This is a genomic window from Mycobacterium colombiense CECT 3035 (assembly GCF_002105755.1).
Classification (GTDB): domain Bacteria; phylum Actinomycetota; class Actinomycetes; order Mycobacteriales; family Mycobacteriaceae; genus Mycobacterium; species Mycobacterium colombiense.
The window spans coordinates 290,096-307,976 of the sequence record NZ_CP020821.1 but is presented as its reverse complement, the minus strand read 5'-3'; the positions used below and the strand labels follow the sequence as shown (position 1 = coordinate 307,976).

General features: G+C 71.1%; 19 protein-coding genes. 4 read left to right on the top strand and 15 right to left on the bottom strand.

Going from position 1 to position 17,881, the window contains the following annotated elements; translation table 11 throughout:
- Nucleotides 1–447: 447 nt before the first annotated feature.
- The 7 genes from B9D87_RS01545 to B9D87_RS01515 all read right to left on the bottom strand — a co-directional run bounded on the left by B9D87_RS01545 (nucleotide 448) and on the right by B9D87_RS01515 (nucleotide 7,955).
- Nucleotides 448–1,608, bottom strand: a complete 1,161-nt coding sequence (locus B9D87_RS01545) for an acyl-CoA dehydrogenase family protein (RefSeq protein WP_007774924.1) — start codon at nucleotides 1,606–1,608, stop codon at nucleotides 448–450.
- A 152-nt stretch (nucleotides 1,609–1,760) separates the two neighbouring features.
- Nucleotides 1,761–3,200 carry a GTPase HflX gene (hflX, locus tag B9D87_RS01540; RefSeq protein ID WP_007774926.1) on the bottom strand — a complete coding sequence of 480 codons (1,440 nt, stop codon included), beginning with the start codon at nucleotides 3,198–3,200 and terminating at the stop codon, nucleotides 1,761–1,763.
- Between the two features lie 46 nt (nucleotides 3,201–3,246).
- Nucleotides 3,247–4,119, bottom strand: coding sequence for a diaminopimelate epimerase (dapF, locus tag B9D87_RS01535; protein ID WP_007774929.1), 873 nt, complete (start codon nucleotides 4,117–4,119; stop codon nucleotides 3,247–3,249).
- Between the two features lie 4 nt (nucleotides 4,120–4,123).
- On the bottom strand, nucleotides 4,124–5,056 hold the full coding sequence (gene miaA / locus B9D87_RS01530) for a tRNA (adenosine(37)-N6)-dimethylallyltransferase MiaA (RefSeq protein ID WP_007774936.1): 933 nt from the start codon (nucleotides 5,054–5,056) through the stop codon (nucleotides 4,124–4,126).
- A gap of 8 nt (nucleotides 5,057–5,064) precedes the next feature.
- Nucleotides 5,065–5,757 carry a class III extradiol ring-cleavage dioxygenase family protein gene (locus B9D87_RS01525; RefSeq protein ID WP_007774937.1) on the bottom strand — a complete coding sequence of 231 codons (693 nt, stop codon included), beginning with the start codon at nucleotides 5,755–5,757 and terminating at the stop codon, nucleotides 5,065–5,067.
- 52 nt (nucleotides 5,758–5,809) lie between these two features.
- Nucleotides 5,810–6,787 (bottom strand): DMT family transporter, encoded by a 978-nt coding sequence (locus B9D87_RS01520; RefSeq protein WP_007774939.1) that lies wholly within the window; start codon nucleotides 6,785–6,787, stop codon nucleotides 5,810–5,812.
- Nucleotides 6,788–7,025: 238 nt separating this feature from the next.
- Nucleotides 7,026–7,955, bottom strand: coding sequence for a DMT family transporter (locus B9D87_RS01515; RefSeq protein ID WP_040631704.1), 930 nt, complete (start codon nucleotides 7,953–7,955; stop codon nucleotides 7,026–7,028).
- 321 nt (nucleotides 7,956–8,276) lie between these two features.
- On the opposite strand from B9D87_RS01515, the gene B9D87_RS01510 reads away from it, so the two are divergent.
- Complete coding sequence (locus tag B9D87_RS01510; protein WP_007774951.1) at nucleotides 8,277–9,605, top strand: DUF349 domain-containing protein; 1,329 nt, start codon at nucleotides 8,277–8,279, stop codon at nucleotides 9,603–9,605.
- Between the two features lie 6 nt (nucleotides 9,606–9,611).
- Here the strand turns inward: B9D87_RS01510 and B9D87_RS01505 are convergent, their stop codons facing one another.
- Genes B9D87_RS01505 through recA form a run of 4 tightly spaced genes read right to left on the bottom strand, consistent with a single transcriptional unit; the run spans nucleotide 9,612 to nucleotide 13,310 of the window.
- Nucleotides 9,612–10,247 carry an Rv2732c family membrane protein gene (locus B9D87_RS01505; RefSeq protein WP_040631436.1) on the bottom strand — a complete coding sequence of 212 codons (636 nt, stop codon included), beginning with the start codon at nucleotides 10,245–10,247 and terminating at the stop codon, nucleotides 9,612–9,614.
- Complete coding sequence (gene miaB, locus B9D87_RS01500) at nucleotides 10,235–11,722, bottom strand: tRNA (N6-isopentenyl adenosine(37)-C2)-methylthiotransferase MiaB (RefSeq protein ID WP_085977874.1); 1,488 nt, start codon at nucleotides 11,720–11,722, stop codon at nucleotides 10,235–10,237. The genes B9D87_RS01505 and miaB overlap by 13 nt, the downstream gene beginning before the upstream one ends.
- Before the next feature lie 60 nt (nucleotides 11,723–11,782).
- Complete coding sequence (gene recX / locus B9D87_RS01495; RefSeq protein WP_007774956.1) at nucleotides 11,783–12,304, bottom strand: recombination regulator RecX; 522 nt, start codon at nucleotides 12,302–12,304, stop codon at nucleotides 11,783–11,785.
- Nucleotides 12,270–13,310, bottom strand: coding sequence for a recombinase RecA (gene recA / locus B9D87_RS01490; RefSeq protein WP_007774959.1), 1,041 nt, complete (start codon nucleotides 13,308–13,310; stop codon nucleotides 12,270–12,272). Before recA ends, recX begins: the two co-directional genes overlap by 35 nt.
- A 176-nt stretch (nucleotides 13,311–13,486) precedes the next feature.
- On the opposite strand from recA, the gene B9D87_RS01485 reads away from it, so the two are divergent.
- Nucleotides 13,487–14,152 carry a (2Fe-2S)-binding protein gene (locus B9D87_RS01485; protein ID WP_007774961.1) on the top strand — a complete coding sequence of 222 codons (666 nt, stop codon included), beginning with the start codon at nucleotides 13,487–13,489 and terminating at the stop codon, nucleotides 14,150–14,152.
- 49 nt (nucleotides 14,153–14,201) lie between these two features.
- Nucleotides 14,202–14,828, top strand: a complete 627-nt coding sequence (locus B9D87_RS01480; protein WP_007774963.1) for a flavodoxin family protein — start codon at nucleotides 14,202–14,204, stop codon at nucleotides 14,826–14,828.
- Nucleotides 14,829–14,837: 9 nt separating this feature from the next.
- Here the strand turns inward: B9D87_RS01480 and B9D87_RS01475 are convergent, their stop codons facing one another.
- From B9D87_RS01475 to B9D87_RS01465, 3 genes are read right to left on the bottom strand one after another with little or no spacing between them, the layout of a single operon-like run.
- Nucleotides 14,838–15,032, bottom strand: a complete 195-nt coding sequence (locus B9D87_RS01475) for a DUF3046 domain-containing protein (RefSeq protein ID WP_411431584.1) — start codon at nucleotides 15,030–15,032, stop codon at nucleotides 14,838–14,840.
- Nucleotides 15,033–15,084: 52 nt separating this feature from the next.
- Complete coding sequence (locus tag B9D87_RS01470) at nucleotides 15,085–15,357, bottom strand: hypothetical protein (protein ID WP_007774966.1); 273 nt, start codon at nucleotides 15,355–15,357, stop codon at nucleotides 15,085–15,087.
- 50 nt (nucleotides 15,358–15,407) lie between these two features.
- Complete coding sequence (locus tag B9D87_RS01465) at nucleotides 15,408–16,574, bottom strand: glycosyltransferase (protein WP_007774969.1); 1,167 nt, start codon at nucleotides 16,572–16,574, stop codon at nucleotides 15,408–15,410.
- 50 nt (nucleotides 16,575–16,624) lie between these two features.
- Between B9D87_RS01465 and B9D87_RS01460 the strand changes: the two genes are divergently transcribed.
- Complete coding sequence (locus B9D87_RS01460) at nucleotides 16,625–17,056, top strand: limonene-1,2-epoxide hydrolase family protein (RefSeq protein WP_007774972.1); 432 nt, start codon at nucleotides 16,625–16,627, stop codon at nucleotides 17,054–17,056.
- A gap of 10 nt (nucleotides 17,057–17,066) precedes the next feature.
- Here B9D87_RS01460 and pspM read toward each other — a convergent pair whose 3' ends face one another.
- The gene (pspM, locus tag B9D87_RS01455) at nucleotides 17,067–17,876 is read right to left on the bottom strand and encodes a phage shock envelope stress response protein PspM (RefSeq protein ID WP_007774974.1); all 810 of its coding nucleotides are present in this window, start codon (nucleotides 17,874–17,876) and stop codon (nucleotides 17,067–17,069) included.
- Between the last annotated feature and the right edge of the window lie 5 nt (nucleotides 17,877–17,881).

Below are 17,881 nucleotides of genomic sequence, written 5' to 3'. Positions count from 1 at the left end.
CACCCGCGCACGATCAGCCTTATCGCCGGGCTCGCATAACTTTGCTCCAGCCAGCAAGAAATGCGAAGTCAAATCACGAATTCTACAAAAACGGATACCACACCGATGTCGAAATGATGCCTGCCCATGGCCCAATCGCGACTCATTGCGGCAACGTTCGCGCGGCGGTGCGGATAGCGCACCGAAAGGTGGCGGGAACGCGGGATCGGACAACGCCGCCGGACTGCCGACTCGCACAGCGCAATTGCGCGGGACGCGATCGCCACACCCGAAACGCATGCGCCGACGGTACGTGAGCCATCGGCGCATTCAGCGCCTCACCCCGACGCTACGGCCGATTACGCATAGGTGCGTTTGTCGCCCCCCGGCGCAAGCGCGGCGTCAGGCGGCCGGCGAATGTTCGGTGTGCCATCCCCGCGAGCGCGCCGCTATCCAGCAAACGAAACGCTATACGCCGAGGCTGCGGCCGATGATTTCCTTCATGATCTCGGTCGTGCCGCCGTAGATGGTTTGCACCCGGGCATCCAGATAAGCACGGGCAACGGGGTATTCACGCATGTAGCCATAACCGCCGTGCAGTTGCAGGCAGCGGTCGATCAGATGCACCTGCTTTTCGGTGCAGTACCACTTGGCCATCGCGGCCTGCTCAGCGGTCAACTTGTGATCCAGGTGCAGGCGGACGAACTCGTCGACCATCATGCGGACCACGGTCGCCTCCGTCGCCAGCTCGGCAAGCACGAAGCGGCTGTTCTGGAAGCTGCCGATCGGCTTGCCAAATGCCTTGCGCTCCTTGGTGTATTGCAGGGTCTGCTCGAGCACCTGCTCCATGGCCGCGGCCGCCATGATGGCGATCGAGATGCGTTCCTGCGGCAGGTTCTGCATGAGGTAGATGAAGCCCATGCCCTCCTGGCCCAGCAGGTTTTCGGCCGGCACGTGCACGTCGGTGAAGGACAGCTCGGCCGTGTCCTGGGCGTCCAGCCCGATCTTGTCCAGGTGACGACCGCGCTCGAAGCCCTCCATGCCGCGCTCGACGGCGAGCAGCGAGAAGCCCTGCGCACCCTTTTCCGGGTCGGTCTGCGCGACCACGATCACCAGGTCGGAGTTGATTCCGTTGGTGATGAACGTCTTTGAGCCGTTGAGCACGTAGTGGTCGCCCTGCTTGACCGCGCGGGTCTTGATGCCCTGCAGGTCACTACCGGTTCCCGGCTCGGTCATCGCGATCGCCGTAATCAGCTCTCCGGTGCAGAATTTCGGCAGCCAGCGCTGTTTCTGTTCCTCGGTGGCCAGGGCCAGCAGGTACGGCGCGACGATGTCGTTGTGCAGGCCGAAACCGATGCCGCTGTAGCGGCCCGCGGTGGTCTCCTCGGTGATGATTGTGTTGTACCGGAAGTCCGGGTTGCCGCCGCCGCCGTACTCTTCGGGCACCGCCATGCCGAGGAAGCCTTGCTTGCCGGCTTCGAGCCACACACCGCGGTCGACGATCTTCGCCTTCTCCCACTCGTCGTGGTAGGGCGCGACGTGGCGCTCGAGGAAGCCCCGGTAGGACTCACGGAACAGGTCGTGCTCTGACTCGAAAAGCGTGCGCTGGTATTTGATGGCGCTGCTCATGGAAGACCTCCGGCGACTGGGATTTCTGCAGCCCAACATATACCAACCGGACGGTTGGTCGGCAGTTGGCGGGGTCGCCACCGTCGCCTCGTCGGGGCTGGACGGGCTCCCATGCTGCGCAAATCGCCCCTACGGACGGCGCAGACGCCCGCTCAGTCGGTCGAGAACTCGCGCAGCCGGCCGGCCAGGGCCGTCGGGACCCGGGCCCTGATCCGGGTGCCCTCGGCGTTGTGCTCCTCGGTCTGGACGCGCCCGTCGGCGTGCATTCGGGCCACCAGGTCGCCGCGGTGGTACGGGATCACCACGTCGACGGCGGTGTCGGCCGGGACGGCGAGCTCGGCGATCCGGCGGCGCAGGGCGTCGATGCCGTCACCGGTGCGCGCGGAGACGAACACGGCGCCCGGCAGGGCGTGACGGAGCTTGGCCAGCGCCACATCGCTGGCGGCGTCGACCTTGTTCACCACCACCAGCTCCTGTGGCGCGTCGCCGTCGTGGTCGGTCCCGTAGTCGGCGACCACTTCGGAGATGACCTGGCGGACGGCGTTGATCTGCGCCAGCGGGTTGACGTCGGAGCCGTCCACGACATGCACCAGCAGATCGGCGTCGACGACCTCTTCCAGCGTGGAGCGGAACGCCTCGACCAGCTGGGTGGGCAGGTGCCGGACGAAGCCGACGGTGTCGGTGAGCACGAACGGGCGGCCGTCATCGAATTCGGCGCGCCGGGTGGTGGGCTCCAACGTGGCGAACAGCGCGTCCTGTACCAGCACCCCGGCCCCGGTCAGCGCGTTGAGCAGGCTGGACTTGCCGGCGTTGGTGTAGCCGACGATGGCGATCGCCGGCAGGTCGCTGCGCACCCGCCGGCTGCGCTGGGTGTCGCGGACCTGCTTCATGTCCTTGATCTCGCGGCGCAGCTTGGCCATCCGCTCGCGGATGCGCCGCCGGTCGGTCTCGATCTTGGTCTCACCCGGACCGCGCAGGCCCACGCCTCCCCCGCTGCCGCCGGCCCGGCCGCCGGCCTGCCGGGACATCGACTCACCCCAGCCGCGCAGCCGGGGCAGCATGTATTCCATCTGGGCCAGCGCGACCTGCGCCTTGCCCTCCCGGCTGGTGGCGTGCTGGGCGAAGATGTCCAGGATCAGCGCGGTGCGGTCGATGACCTTGACCTTGACCGCCTTCTCCAGCGCGGTCAGCTGCGCCGGGGACAGCTCACCGTCGCAGATGACGGTGTCGGCGCCGGTCGCCAGGACCACCTCCCGCAATTCCTGCGCCTTGCCGGAGCCGATGTAGGTCGACGGGTCGGGCTTGTCGCGGCGCTGGATCAGCCCCTCGAGCACCTCGGAGCCGGCGGTCTCGGCCAAGGCGGCGAGCTCGGCCATGCTGGCCTCGCTGTCCGCGGCGGTGCCGTCGGTCCACACGCCCACCAAAACGACCCGCTCGAGCCGGAGCTGGCGGTATTCGACTTCGGAGACGTCGGTGAGTTCGGTCGACAGGCCGGCGACGCGGCGCAGCGCAGACCGATCCTCGAGGGCGAGTTCGCCCGTGCTGGGCTCCGGGGTTGCCGGAGATGGGTCACGAAATTCTGGTTCTGTCATAGGCAATAAAAGATGATGCACGCGAAAACGGTGTCGTGCACCTGATTTAACGCTGCTGTGCGCGCCACCATTCCTCGCTGAGCTCTCCTCGGGCCACCAGGACGGACGGTCCGCGCAGGAAGCTGGTGGCGTCGGTGATGGTGACCACGACCTCCCCGCCGGGCACGCGGACGGTCAGGGTGCCGGTCGCCGAGCCCGACCCGGCCAGCGCGGCGACCGCGGCCGCGACCGTTCCGGTGCCGCACGAGCGCGTCTCGCCGACTCCGCGCTCGTGCACGCGCATGTGTACCGCCCCATCGGCCGGTGCGGTGACGATCTCGACGTTCACCCCGTCCGGGAACTGGGCGGCATCGAAGCTGACCGGCGCCGCGACGTCCAGCGCCGCCAGCGCGTCGGCCGTCAGTTGTGGGTCGACACAGGCCAGGTGCGGATTGCCCACGTCGACCGACAGGCCGGAGAACCGCCGGCCGCCCACCACCGCGTCGCCGGGGCCCAGCGTGTTGGCCTTGCCCATGTCCACGCTGATGTCGGCGGTGGTGGCGTCGGCGCGGTGCACCGCGACCGGTCGCGGACCGGCCAGCGATCCGACGACGAATTCGTCGCGGGATTCCATGCCGCTGGCGCGCAGGTAGTGCGCGAACACCCGCACGCCGTTGCCGCACATCTGCGCGACGGACCCGTCGGCGTTGCGGTAGTCCATGTACCAGTCGCCGGCGTCCACGCCGTCGGGCACGCGGTCGAGCACGCCGGCCGACAGCGCCGCCCCGGCGGTGGTGACCCGCAGCACCCCGTCGGCGCCCAGCCCGCGTCGCCGGTCGCACAGGGCGGCCACGCCCGCCCCGGTCAGGCTCAGCTCGGCCTGCGGATCGGGCAGCACGACGAAGTCGTTCTGGGTGCCGTGGCCCTTCGCGAAATGCACCTGCTCAGGATACGTGCCGCCACGCCCGCACTGCGGCGTCGACGACGTGGGCGCCGTCGGCGACATCGAGCCACTGCACCCGGTGATCCCGGCGGAACCAGGACCGCTGGCGCCGGACGTAGCGCCGGGTGCCGAAGAAGGTCTGCTCACGCGCGGTGCGCATCTGCGCGTCGCCCCCACCGGCGTCCAGCGCGGTCAGCACCTGCGCGTAGCCCAGCGCCCGCGACGCGGTGACCCCGTCGCGCAGGCCCCTGTCCAGCAGCGCGATCACCTCCCCGACCAGACCCTGGTCGAACATCGACTCGGTGCGCCGGGCCAGCCGCTCGTCGAGAAGCGCTGTGTCGCAGTCCAATCCGACGATCGCGGTGTCCCATCTGGCGGCGCCGATCTGCGGCGCGGAGGCGGCGAAGGGCTGACCGGTCAGCTCGACCACTTCCAGGGCCCGCACGGTGCGCCGGGCGTCGGTGGGCAGGATCGAGGCGGCCGCGGCGGGATCGCGACGGGCCAGCTCGGCGTGCAGCTCGCCGACCCCGATCTCGGCGAGCCGCTGCTCCCAGCGCGCGCGCACCGCGGGGTCGGTGGCCGGGAACGACCAATCGTCGAGCAGCGACTGGATGTAGAGCATGGAGCCGCCCACGATGATCGGCAGCGCGCCCCGGGCCGCGATCGCTTCGACGTCGGCCGCGGCGGCGCCCTGGTAGCGCGCGACGGTCGCGGTCTCGGTGACGTCGAGGACGTCGAGCTGGTGATGCGGGATGCCGCGACGGGCGTCGACGGGCAGTTTGGCGGTGCCGATGTCCATGCCGCGGTACAGCTGCATCGCGTCGGCGTTGACGATCTCGGCGCGGACGCCGAGCCGCTCGACACCTTCCGCGAAGTCGAGGGCCAGCTGCGACTTGCCGGTGCCGGTGGGGCCGATGATCGCCAGGGGGCGCACGGCGGCCGTCACAGCTGCCAGGCGCCGGCGAAGTAGCCCACCCCGAAGGGCGCTCCTCGGTACAGCTCCTTAGCCGATCGGGGTCCGGGCTCGGCCAGGCCGGCCAGCACCTGGAATGCGACCCGCCCCAGGATCTGGCGCGGCAGGCGGCGCAGCGCGGCGATGTCGCCGGCGGCCAGCGCGTCGTCCAGGGCCCGCTGGGCGTCGGCGTTGTCCGGGTCGTATCCGCCGGGGGCCGCGGGCGTCAGCGTGTTCGCGCCGTCGGCGACCACCAGCACCCCGACCGGCTCGGCCAGCCGGTCGATCTCGGCGCGCAGCTGGGCGCCGAGGCCCAGCGCGGTGCCGGCGTCGTGGTCGGCGCGGTAGACGCGGATCTGCGCGCTGGCGTGCGGCTGCGCCTGGCCGCGCACCCAGCCGGCCAGCAGCGCGCAGACCGGCAGGGCCGGCGGCGGGGCGGCCTCGTCGGCCTGCGGGGAGAGCCGGACGCGGACGTCCGCGCCGAAACCCGCGAAGGTGCCCACCGTGTCGGGACCCAGCACGTCGTCGTCGGGTCCCGTCCCGACCACCACCCAGCGGTCGGGCAGCAGCGCGGCCGCGGCAAGCGTCGCCCCCGCCAGGTCGGCCACCTCGGTGGCGGCCGTCCCGGCCAGTTCGGGGACGAGGACCGGCGCCGACGGGACGATCGCAATGGCGCTCAGCACGCCACCAAACTAACGCGGCGGCCCGGCACTGGTGCGGCGTGCCGTCCGGACGTCAGCGGCGGAAGCTGTCCGCCACGACCAGGCGGTCACTGAAGGGACCGAAGTCGTCGTCCTCGGTCATCTCTCGGGCAGGCATTTCCCGCGGGGCACCACCCGCCCCCCGCTCGGCCCGGTCGATGGTGGCGGCCTCGCCGCGGGCCAGCGCGATGGTCGCGACAATGACCACTGCCACCGCCCCGACCAGTACGAACGCCCTGAAGCCGCTGGCGTTCATCGTCTCGCCCAGCACCAGAACCCCGAGCAGCCCCGCGACCACCGGCTTGGCCACCGTCATGGTCGGCAGCGACGCGGTCAGCGAACCGGCGCGGAAAGCCGACTGCTGGAAGATCATCCCGGCCAGGGCCACCAGCAGCCAGGGCACGAATTCCGGCGACGCCAGCACGGCCATCGGGCCGTTCTCGGACATCTCGACGACGCCCTTGGTCAGCACCGCGAACAGCGCCAGCGAGGAACCCGCCACCACCGCGAGCAGCACGGCCGAGAACGGGCTGCCGGACCAGCGCCGCGCGGCCACCACGCAGGCCACCAGCAGCGGGATCATCACCACGGCGACGATGAGCCAGGTTTGCAGCAGCCCGCGCTGATGACCGGCCGCGGGGTCGCCGACGATGATGACGACCGCCAGCGCGGCGGCCAGGACGAGCGCCCACATCCACTCCCGGGGCTTCACCCGGTGATGGGCCAGCCGCGCATAGATGGGCAGGGCGAACAGCAGCGCCGTCACCTGCAGCGCGGTCACCATGACGACCGAGCCCCACGCCAGCGCGGCGGCCTGCAGGCTGTAGTTGGTGACCGCGGCCAGGCCGCCCAGCCACCACCGGGTGTCCTTGAGCGACATGCGGAACAGCTCGAGATGCCCGACCGGCTTGTCGGTGACCTCGTGCGCGGAGCGCTGCCGGATCACGTCGCCGACCGCCGATGCCAGGGCCGCGCACAGAGCTAGTAACGCTGCGACATCAACTTTCGACATTCTCGACCCCTCCGCCTCACGACCCGTCCGACCCAGCTTTCCCCGCAACGCAAGCAAATACACGCACAATTTGCGTTCAGTTCAACTACAAATTCATGACGTTCCACACGTTGCTCACTGCGCCGCAGGTAACCGTTCAACTATTACTTCAGCAACCTATGTAACGCGTGGGATAACTCTAAGAGAACTACACAGGTAGCCGGGCGCGACGGCTAAGCCCGTTCGCTGCCAGCCGTTTTCACGCCTCGCCCGCCGCGGGCGATGCGATCAGCGTCACAACATCGCCCTGATCGTCGGGCGCGTCGCCGGCCGCGTTCAGGGATGCGGCCTCTCCCCGGGCCAGGGCGGCGGTCGCGACGACGACCGCCACCACCGCGGCCACCAGGGCGATGACCGCGGGCCCCGTGGCGCCCAGCGTCTCACCGAGCACGGTGATCCCCAGCACCGACGCGACCAGCGGCTCGGCCACCGTCATCGTCGGCAGCGACGCGGTGAGCGCGCTGGCCCGAAACGCCGACTGCTGGAAGATCGTGCCGAGCACCGCGACCAGCAGCCAGCCGTACAGTTCCGGGGTGCGCAGCAGCGCCCCCGGCCCGTCCGGCAGCACGTCGACGACCGCCTTGGTGAGCACCGCGAACAACGCCCACGACGACGCCGACACCAGGGCCAGCAGCACCGCCGCGAGCGGGCCCGACCACAGGCGCGCGCCCAGCACGCAGAACGCCATCGCCGGCCCGAGCACCATCGCGACCACCGCCCAGGAATCCAGCGACGCCCGCTGGTAGCCGGCGGCCGGCTCGCCGACGGTGACGAAGACCGCCACCGCGCCGGCCAGCAGGACCGCCCACATCCATTCCCGCCGGCTCAACCGGTGCTTGGTCAGCCAGGCGTAGACCGGCAGGGCGAACAGCAGCGCGGTCACCTGCAAGGCCTGCACCAGCACCACCGAACCCAGGCTCAGCGCCACCGCCTGCAGCGTGAAGCTGCCCACCGCCGCGAGCCCGCCCAGCCACCACCGGGCGTCGCGCAACGACATCCGCAACAGCTCGAGGTGTCCCACCTGTTCGTCGGTGATTTCCTGCGCGGAGCGCTGCCGGATCACGTCGCCGACGCCCGACATCAGCGCGGCGATCAGCGCGAGGAGCGCCGCGATGTCCACCTTGGCGATGGTGACCTCCCGTCGACGTGCGACCCGGACGAGGGCCGAAGACAACGCTCACCGGGGTTCGACGAACCCCGTGCGGTGGCGCGATAGCACGACGGTACCCGCCCGCGCTCAGACCGCAGGGGTGCCGCGCGACCGCCGGGCCGGTCGGGAATGGCAAGGCGGCGGCGCGTGCCGGAGCAAGCTGCTTGAATACTGTTAAGCGGCTGTTGGGCGAACCCGGGCCCGGGCATCCGGCAGACGCAGAAGACGGTGCCGCTACGCGCGGCAGGCGCGCGGGGCACGGACCGCGCGGAAGGGTTGTGAAAGGGTAGTGACGAGCGCATGACGGCTGACGAGCCTCGCGACGATTCAGCTCGGCCCGCGCCGCGCCCGGGACCGCGTCCCGGTCCCCGGCCGACACCGCGGCCCACCACCGCGCACCCGCTGGTGGTGCCGCCGCACAGCGATCCGCACCAGTTCGGGCGCGTGGACGACGACGGCACGGTGTGGCTGATCAGCTCGGCCGGCGAGCGCATCATCGGCTCCTGGCAGGCCGGCGATCGCGAGGCGGCGTTCGCCCACTTCGGCCGGCGCTTCGACGACCTGGCCACCGAGGTCACCCTGATGGAGGAGCGCCTGGCGTCCGGGTCCGGTGACGCGCGCAAGATCAAGGCGCACGCGGCCGAGCTGGCCGAGACGCTGCCGACGGCCGCGGTGCTGGGCGATATCGACGCGCTCGCGGGCCGGCTGGCCACCATCGCCGAGCACGCCGAGACGGCCGTCGCCGCCGAGCGATCCCGGCGCGAGGAGCATCGCGCCACGCAGACCGCCCGCAAGGAGGCGCTGGCCGCGGAGGCCGAGGAGTTGGCCGCCAACTCGACGCAGTGGAAGGCCGCGGGCGACCGGTTCCGCGCCATCCTCGACGAGTGGAAGACGATCAGCGGGGTGGACCGCAAGGTCGACGACGCACTGTGGAAGCGCTACTCGGCGGCCCGGGAGACCTTCAACCGGCGACGGGGCTCGCACTTCGCCGAGCTGGACCGGGAGCGTTCGGGGATCCGCCAGGCCAAGGAGCGCCTGTGCGAGCGCGCCGAAGCGCTGTCCGACTCCACCGACTGGACCGCCACCAGCGCCGAATTCCGCAAGCTGCTCACCGAGTGGAAGGCGGCCGGCCGGGCGACCCGCGAGGTCGACGACGCCCTGTGGCGACGTTTCAAGGCCGCCCAGGACGTGTTCTTCACCGCGCGCAACGCGGTGACGGCGGAGAAGGACGCAGAGTTCCGGGCCAACGCGACCGCCAAAGAGGCGCTGCTGGCCGAGGCGGAGAAGCTGGACACCAGCAACCACGACGCCGCCCGGGCCGCGCTGCGCGCGATCACCGAGAAGTGGGACGCGATCGGCAAGGTGCCGCGCGAGCGGTCCGCCGAGCTGGAGCGCCGGCTGCGCGCGGTCGAGAAGAAGGTGCGCGACGCCGGCGACGCGGGCTGGGCCGACCCACAGGCGCAGGCCCGGGCCGAGCAGTTCCAGGCCCGCGCCGAGCAATACGAACAGCAGGCGCAGAAGGCCGCGGCCGCGGGCCGCACCAAGGAAGCCGAAGAGGCCAGGGCCAACGCCGAGCAGTGGCGACAGTGGGCGCAGGCGGCCGTCGAGGCCCTGAGCCGCAAGCCGTAGCGGCCGTCAGGCCCCGTGGGTCGCGCCGGGGTCGTCGCCGGGCTGTGCGGGCGTGGCCGGATCGCCCAGGCCGTCCAGCAGGCCGACCGACTGCTGCTGCGCCGCGACGCGGCGCCGCTGCTCCTCGGCGGCGAGTTGCACGATGGTGCGCGACCAGACCACCCGGGCCCAGTGATAGGTGAGCACGAGCACGGTCAGCCACGCGATGATCAGGCCCCAGCCCGGACCGGGGTGCCCCGCGGCCACGGTCTGACGCGACCAGATCGCCAGCATGCCCGCGGCGCCCGCGATGGCCGTGCCCGCCAACGCAACCCAGGCCAGCGCCCAGCGCCGGGTCACCAGCGCCAGCATCGAGAAGCCGACCCCGAACACCAGCGCCAGCCAGGCGAACACCCGCGACGGCAGCCCGACGGCGGCCGCGCCGGCACCGTGGCTGCCGAACAACACGTCCCAGCCGCGCACGCTGCCGGTGTGCGGCAGGATGAACGACGCCAACAGCACGAAGACCAGGATCGACACGAAGAAGGCGCGCGGGCCGGGGTCGATTCCGCGGGCCACGCGGCGTTCGGCGGCCTCGATCTCGCTGCGCAGGGCGCCGATCTGTACGTCGTCGTTGTTCACTTCTTTTTTCACAGCGCACATCCAAGGGGTTCGGCCGGGCCGACGGGCGGCCCGACGGCGGGCATGCCGAGGCCGATGCCGCGCGGGCGCTGCCCGGCGGCCTGCGCATCACCCGCCCGGGTGCGGCGATGCGTGACGACGCCGGCGTCGGCGATGAGGTGGTGGGGCGCGGCCCCGGTGATCGCCGTGGTGACGATGTCGCCGGGCCTGACGGCCCCGGGTGTGTCGACGGCGAAGTGCACCAGCCGGCCGTCGCGGGCCCGCCCGGTCATCCGGGCGGTGCGGCTGTCCTTGCGCCCCTCGCCGCTGGCGACCAGCAATTCGACGGTCTGGCCGATCAACGCCTGGTTGCCCTCCAGCGAGATCGCCTCCTGCAGCTCGATGAGCCGGTCATAGCGTTCCTGGACAACGGCTTTCGGGATCTGCCCGTCGAGTTCGGCGGCCGGGGTGCCGGGCCGCTTGGAGTACTGGAAGGTGAACGCGGCCGAGAACCGGGCCCGGCGCACCACGTCCAGCGTGGCGGCGAAGTCCTCTTCGGTCTCACCGGGAAATCCGACGATCAGGTCGGTGGTGATGGCGGCGTGCGGCATGGCGGCCCGGACGCGGTCGATGATGCCGAGGTAGCGCTCGGCCCGGTAGGACCGTCGCATCGCGCGCAGCACCCGGTCGGATCCGGACTGCAGCGGCATGTGCAGGGCGGGGCAGACGTTCGGCGTCTGCGCCATGGCCTCGATGACGTCGTCGGTGAATTCCGCCGGGTGCGGCGAGGTGAACCGCACCCGCTCCAGGCCGTCGATGTCGCCGCAGGCCCGCAGCAGTCGGGCGAAGGCGCCGCGGTCGCGGGGCAGGGCGGGATCGGCGAAGGAGACCCCGTAGGCGTTGACGTTCTGGCCGAGCAGCGTGACCTCGAGGACGCCGTCGTCGACCAGCGAGGCGACCTCGGCCAGGATGTCGTCGGGGCTGCGGTCGACCTCCTTGCCGCGCAACGACGGGACGATGCAGAACGTGCAGCTGTTGTTGCATCCGACGGAGATGGAAACCCAAGCGGCATAAGCGGATTCGCGCGCACTGGGCAGCGACGACGGAAACTCCTGCAGGGCCTCGGCGATTTCCACCTGGGCGACCTTGTTGTGCCGGGCGCGCTCGAGCAGCGTGGGCAGCGACCCGATGTTGTGGGTGCCGAAGATGACGTCGACCCAGGGCGCCTTGTGCAGCAACGCATCCCGGTCCTTCTGGGCCAGGCAGCCGCCGACGGCGATCTGCATCTCCGGGTTGCCGCGCTTGCGCGGCGCGAGGTGGCTGAGGTTGCCGTACAGCTTGTTGTCGGCGTTCTCCCGCACCGCGCAGGTGTTGAACACCACCACATCGGCGTCGGCGCCCTCGACCGCACGCTGGTAGCCGGCCGCTTCCAGCAGGCCCGCCAACCGCTCCGAGTCGTGGACGTTCATCTGGCAGCCGTAGGTGCGCACCTGGTAGGTACGCGCCGGAGCTGCCATCGAAGTCACGGGGCCATGGTACGGCGACCGGTCGCCACGCGAGAAACCGCACGTCACGGGCTAGACCCGGCGGCGCTCCCGCTCGGCGGCCAACTCGGCGAACACGACCTCGCATGCCATGTTCTGGCTGTATCCCCGCCGCGCGAGCATGCCCACCAGCCTGCGGGTCACCCGCGCGTCGTCGTCGTTCAGCGTCTCCCTGCGCAGCTTGGACCGGACCAGCTGCTCCGCCCGGTCCCGCTCGGCGCCGGCGTCGATCCCGGCCAGCGCCGCGGTGATCACGTCGTTGTCGACGCCCTTGGTGTGCAGCTCGGCGGCCAGGGCGCGCTTGCTCTTCCCGGCGTGCGCCCGGCGGGACCGCACCCACTGCTGGGCGAAGTCGGCGTCGTCGATCAAGCCGACCGAGGCCAACCGGTCGAGCACCCGTGCACTGACGTCCTCGGGATAGCCGCGCTTGGCCAGCCGGCCGTGCAGCTCAGCCCGGGTGCGCGCTCTCGCGGTGAGCAGGCGCAGGCACAGCGCCCGCGCCTGCTCTTCGCGGGAGGGCTCAGAAGTCGACGGGGGCGGGCAGGACGTCGTCATCGGTCACGACCGCGCCAATGCCGAGCTTTTCCTTGATCATCTTCTCGATCTCGTTGGCGACTTCGTCGTTTTCCTTCAGGAAGGTGCGGGCGTTCTCCTTGCCCTGGCCGAGCTGCTCGCCCTCATAGGTGAACCAGGAGCCGGACTTGCGGATGAAGCCCTGCTCCACGCCCATGTCGATCAGCGAGCCTTCCCGGCTGATCCCCTGGCCGTAAAGGATGTCGAACTCGGCCTGCTTGAAGGGCGGCGCCACCTTGTTCTTGACGATCTTGACCCGGGTTCGGTTGCCGACCGCGTTGGTGCCGTCCTTGAGCGTCTCGATCCGGCGCACGTCCATGCGCACCGACGCGTAGAACTTCAAAGCCTTTCCACCCGTGGTGGTTTCGGGGCTGCCGAACATCACCCCGATCTTCTCGCGCAGCTGGTTGATGAAGATCGCGGTGGTGCCCGAATTGTTCAGCGCGCCAGTCATTTTGCGCAGGGCCTGGCTCATCAGCCGGGCCTGCAGCCCGACGTGGCTGTCGCCCATCTCGCCTTCGAGCTCGGCGCGCGGCACCAGCGCGGCCACCGAGTCGATGACCAGGATGTCCAGGGCGCCGGAGCGGATCAGCATGTCGGCGATCTCGAGGGCCTGCTCCCCCGTGTCGGGCTGGCTGACCAGCAGCGAATCGGTGTCCACGCCGAGCTTCTTGGCGTACTCCGGGTCCAGGGCGTGCTCGGCGTCGATGAAGGCGGCGACGCCGCCGGCGGCCTGGGCGTTGGCCACCGCGTGCAGGGCGACGGTGGTCTTACCCGAGGATTCCGGGCCGTAGATCTCCACGACCCGGCCGCGGGGCAGCCCGCCGATGCCCAAGGCCACATCCAGTGCGATGGATCCGGTGGGGATGATCGAGATCGGCTGACGCGTCTCGTCGCCGAGACGCATCACCGAGCCTTTGCCATAGCTCTTTTCGATCTGGGCCATCGCCAGTTCGAGAGCCTTCTCGCGGTCGGGGGCTTGCGCCATGGTGCCTCTCCTATAGTCGGTGTTCGTCTGACCGGTATCGGTCGGTTGTCGGTGACACTAGAGAGGGCCACCGACAAGTTGACTGGCCGAACGCTCACCACAGTAGCCGAACAGGTGTTCGATTCAAGTTCGACACGCCGCGCGTGCGACATTGCGAAAGGCCCGCCCCCGAACAGATGGACATTTCCGCGGAGCTGTCGGAAATCTCGTCCTACGGCGGCTTCTTCGCGGTGACCGTCGGCGGCGGGGCCGCCGGATGGCACCCGGTCGCCCGGTCCTACGCCAACGGCTACGCCGACCTGATCGACGCCACCGTCGCGCGTTACCGCACGTCGGAGCGCCGGGTCGGGGCGTCCCTGGTTCAGCTCGGCCACGCCGCCCGGCTGTGGTCGCCCGTCCTCGCGTGCGCTCTGGCCCACGGCGTCATCCCCGATCTGACGCGGCTGCAACGGGCCGACGACGGGGCGCGGCTGCGGCTGCCCGAACCCGTCGGCGACCCGGTCGAGCGCGACTCGTCGTTGCCCGCCGCGTTGTACCGCGTCGTCGTGCGCGAGCACATGGAGCCGCTCGCCGCCGGATTGCGGGTCAAGGTGGCGCCCGATCTGCTGGCCGGCAACATCGCGTCCGCCCTCGTCGGGACCGCGCAGGCGTTGGCGGCGGCGCGGCCCGAGCTACGCGGGCCGATCGTCGCGGTCACCGGTTCGCTGCTGAACACCGGCGTGCTGGCCGGCACGATGACCGGCAGCGGGTTGGGCTTCCGGCGCCGCAGCTGCTGCCTCTTCTATCGACTGCCGGGGAGTTCGCTGTGCGGCGACTGCGCGCTGCACCGGACGCCGCGGTAGCGCCGATCGGGCGTCGTTTGGTGTCGCCGCGCCCGGGTACCTGGCCAGCATGTCCTCAGCCGCACCGCAATCCCTGCGCGCCATCGCCCTGGTCTGCTCGTTGAAGAAGAGCCCGGCCCCGTCCAGCAGCGAACTGATCGCCGACCAGTTGCTCGATCAGTTGCGCGGCGCGGGGGTCGAGGGCGAGAAGGTGCGGTGCGTGGACCTGGCGCTGCTGCCCGGCGTCGAGGCCGACATGGGGCCCGGCGATGAGTGGCCGGCGCTGTTGACCAAGGTCAAGTCGGCGGACATCGTCATCGTGTCGACGCCCACCTGGGTCGGCCACATGTCCAGCGTGGCGCAGCGCGTGCTGGAGCGTCTCGACGCGGAGCTGTCCGACACCGACGACGCGGGGCGGCCGCGGATGGTGGGCAAGGTGGCCCTGGCGGCGGTCGTGGGCAACGAGGACGGGGCGCACAAGATCGTGGCCGACCTTTTCCAGGCGCTCAACGACATCGGGTTCTCCATCGCCGCGCAGGGCTGCACCTATTGGAACGGCGAGGCCATGCAGGGCACCGACTACACCGACCTCGACGACGTGCCGGATGCCGTCGCGTCCGCGACCCGCAATGCGGCCCGCAACGCCGTGCACCTCGCCACCGTGCTGCGGCAGCACGCCTATCCGGCGTACGCCTGACGGGTCAGGTCACCACTGTTCCCGGGGCACGTCGAAGTCCACACACAACGCCCGCCAGACGTCGCGGGGCTCGATCCCGGCCTCGATGGCCTGGGCGGCCGTGCGTCCGTCAAAGCCGGTCAGCACGTGGTCCACCAGCACCGAGGACCCGTAGGTGGTGCCAAAGCGCAGGACTACCCGCTCGTGAAACTCCGTTAGCCGCACGCCAGTCAACATACCCAGCCCGCAGGCGTCGGACACCTGAGCGCGAAGCGCGCTACCGCCAGCTGGCCGGCAGGTCGATGATGTGGTTGGGGCAGTCCTCCTGCGCCGCAATGGACATCACGTCGCGCGCGCGTTGCGCCGACATGGTCGCGCGCAGCTGCATGAAGGCGTACTCGGCCGGCGCGAGTCCCTGTTGGGCGGCGGCCGGATCGTCCATCAACTGGCAGGCCTGCTGCTCCTCGGGACTGTCGGCATGCGCGACGGCCGCCCCGGCCAGCCCGCCCGCCAGCAGCGCGCCGGCGGCGATTGTCGTGATGATTCTCATCGGGTGCCTCCCGCCGAAAGCATAAGGCGACCCGGGCGGCGCGCCGCGGATCATCCGGCCACCGCCAACGCGTCGCGGCACACCCGGACCGGATCGGCGACGTCGGCGATGCCGGCGGCCGCCGCCTGCGCCGCCGCGCGGTAGGCCGGCGACGACAGCACGTCGTCGACGGCCGCCACCAGCGCGTCGGCGCTCAGCGGCCGGATCAGCCGGGCGCTGCCCTGGCGCTGCACCCGGTTGGCGATCTCCCACTGGTCGCCGCCGCCGGGCACCACTACCAGCGGCACGCCGGCCAGCAGCGTCTTGGCCACCATGCCGTGGCCGCCGCCGCAGATCACCAGGTCGGCATGCGCCAGCAGCTCGTCCTGGCGTCCCAGTCCGACCGTCGCCCACGGCGGCACCGTCAGCTCCGGGCCGTCCAACCGCGACACCAGCAGCCGCGAACCCGCCGGCAGGGTCTCCCCCGGCGTCAAGCACCCCAGCGCGACCTCGGCCAGGCCCTCGGTGCCGATCAGGGCGGTCGAGGGCGCGACGACCAGCACCGGCCCGGACCCCGCCGGGACTTCCAGGATCCGGTCGGTCGGTTCGAAGTGCAACGGCCCGACGACGACGGCCTCGGCGGGCCAGTCGGGGCGGGGAACCTCCAGCGCGGGCAGCGTCGCGATCAGCCGGCGCAGCGGCCCGGGATCGCGCGCCGGCAGCCCGATCTCGACGCGCGAGTTCGCGCGCTGCTGCAGGCCCGTGCGCACGGATCGCGCGGTCAGCGCGCGCATCGCCGCGTCGCGCAGCCGGCCGCGGATGCCGGTGCCCGGCGCCAGCCCGCTGCCGATCGGCGGCAGACCCTTCGACGGCAGGTAGAGCGGGTGCGGGTTGAGTTCGACCCACGGGATGCCCAGCAACTCGGCGGCCATGCCGCCGCCGGCGGTGATGACGTCGGACACCACCAGGTCCGGCGCCAGCTCGCGCAGCGCGGGCACGTTGAGCACGGCCATCCGCGCGGCGCGGCGGTGGATCCTGGCCCCGGCGTCGACGTCGTCGTCGGTGGCCGCCAGCCCGTCCAGCGCGGCGGCGTCGATGCCGGCGCCGCGGGCGGTGTCCAGCCATTCGGCCCCGGTGAACAGGGTGGGTTCGTCGCCGGCTTCGGCGAAGCGCCGGCACAGCGCGATCGCCGGGAACGCATGCCCGGGATCCGGCCCGGCGACCACGGCGACGCGCATCGTGCTTACCCTGCCACAGCGGCCGGTTGCCACGCGCCTACGCTGGCAAGATGACCGAGCTGACTGGGACAACCGTTGCGAACACCCGCACGGTCGAAGGATTCCTCAACGCCCTGCAGGACGCGGATTACGACGCCGCCGACGCCGCGCTGGCCGACGACCTCGTCTACGAAAACGTCGGCCTGCCCACCATCCACGGCCGGGCCCGGGCCATCAAGCTGTTTCGCCAGATGGAGGGGCGCGCCGCCTTCGAGGTGAAGATCCACCGCATCGCGGCCGACGGCGGCGCGGTGCTCACCGAACGCACCGACGCCTTGATCTTCGGCCCGCTGCGGCTGCAGTTCTGGGTGTGCGGTGTGTTCGAGGTGCAGAACGGGCGAATCACGTTGTGGCGCGACTACTTCGACTTCTTCGACATGCTCAAGGCCATCGCGCGCGGCCTGGCGGCGCTGGTGCTGCCGTCGCTGAAGGCGACGTTCTGATCCCCGGCGCCTAGCCGGTCCCCCGCAGCCCGCCGAGTTCGTCGAACGCCTGCGCCCAACCGACCAGGCGATCGGTCGCCCCGGCCAGTTCGGTGCGGTAATGCTGCGACGCGGCCGACCCGTCGCCGTTCGCCGATGACACCAATTGCGCTGCGGCGGTGACCATTTCGTTGTACTGGCGGACGCCGGCGCCCAGCTGCGCGGTGAACGCGTTGATGGTGGGCACCAGATACGACCGCGACTCGTCGCTGGCCTGCGCCGCGCGTTCCATCGACACCACCTGCGCGGCGGTGGACGCCATGGCCGCCGAGGTCCTGGTGGCGGCCGCGGTCAGGTCGCGGATCTCGGCGGTCGGCAACATCGCGCCCCGTTCGATCACGGCGATCAGCGAGGAAAACCCGCGCTCGGAGGCGCCCAGCGCGTACATCGCGGGGCGCGCCGCCGAACCCGGCGGCGGCAGCCGGCGCACGTTCGTGGTCCGCGGCGTCGGCAACGGCTCGGCCCGCAGCCAGCGATACCGCAGCAGCAACAGCGTCGCCGGGATGGCCATGAAAACCGCGACGCCGCCGGTGATTTCGAGCAGCAATGCGAACCAGCCCCAGGCCGCGAGCAGCATCGTCACCGCGGCCCAGAACACGCATCCGGCGCTGAAGATCAGGCCCCAGCGCAGCGCGCGGCGACGCCGCCGCAACTGCCGGGCGCGCGGGTCGGCGGCCGCGCTGATCCGGCGGGCCACCAGGTCGGACAGGTCGGCGGCGGTGGCCAGGCCGCGATGCAGCAGCGCGCGCCACGGACCGGGCTGCCCCGCTTTCACCGCCATCACAC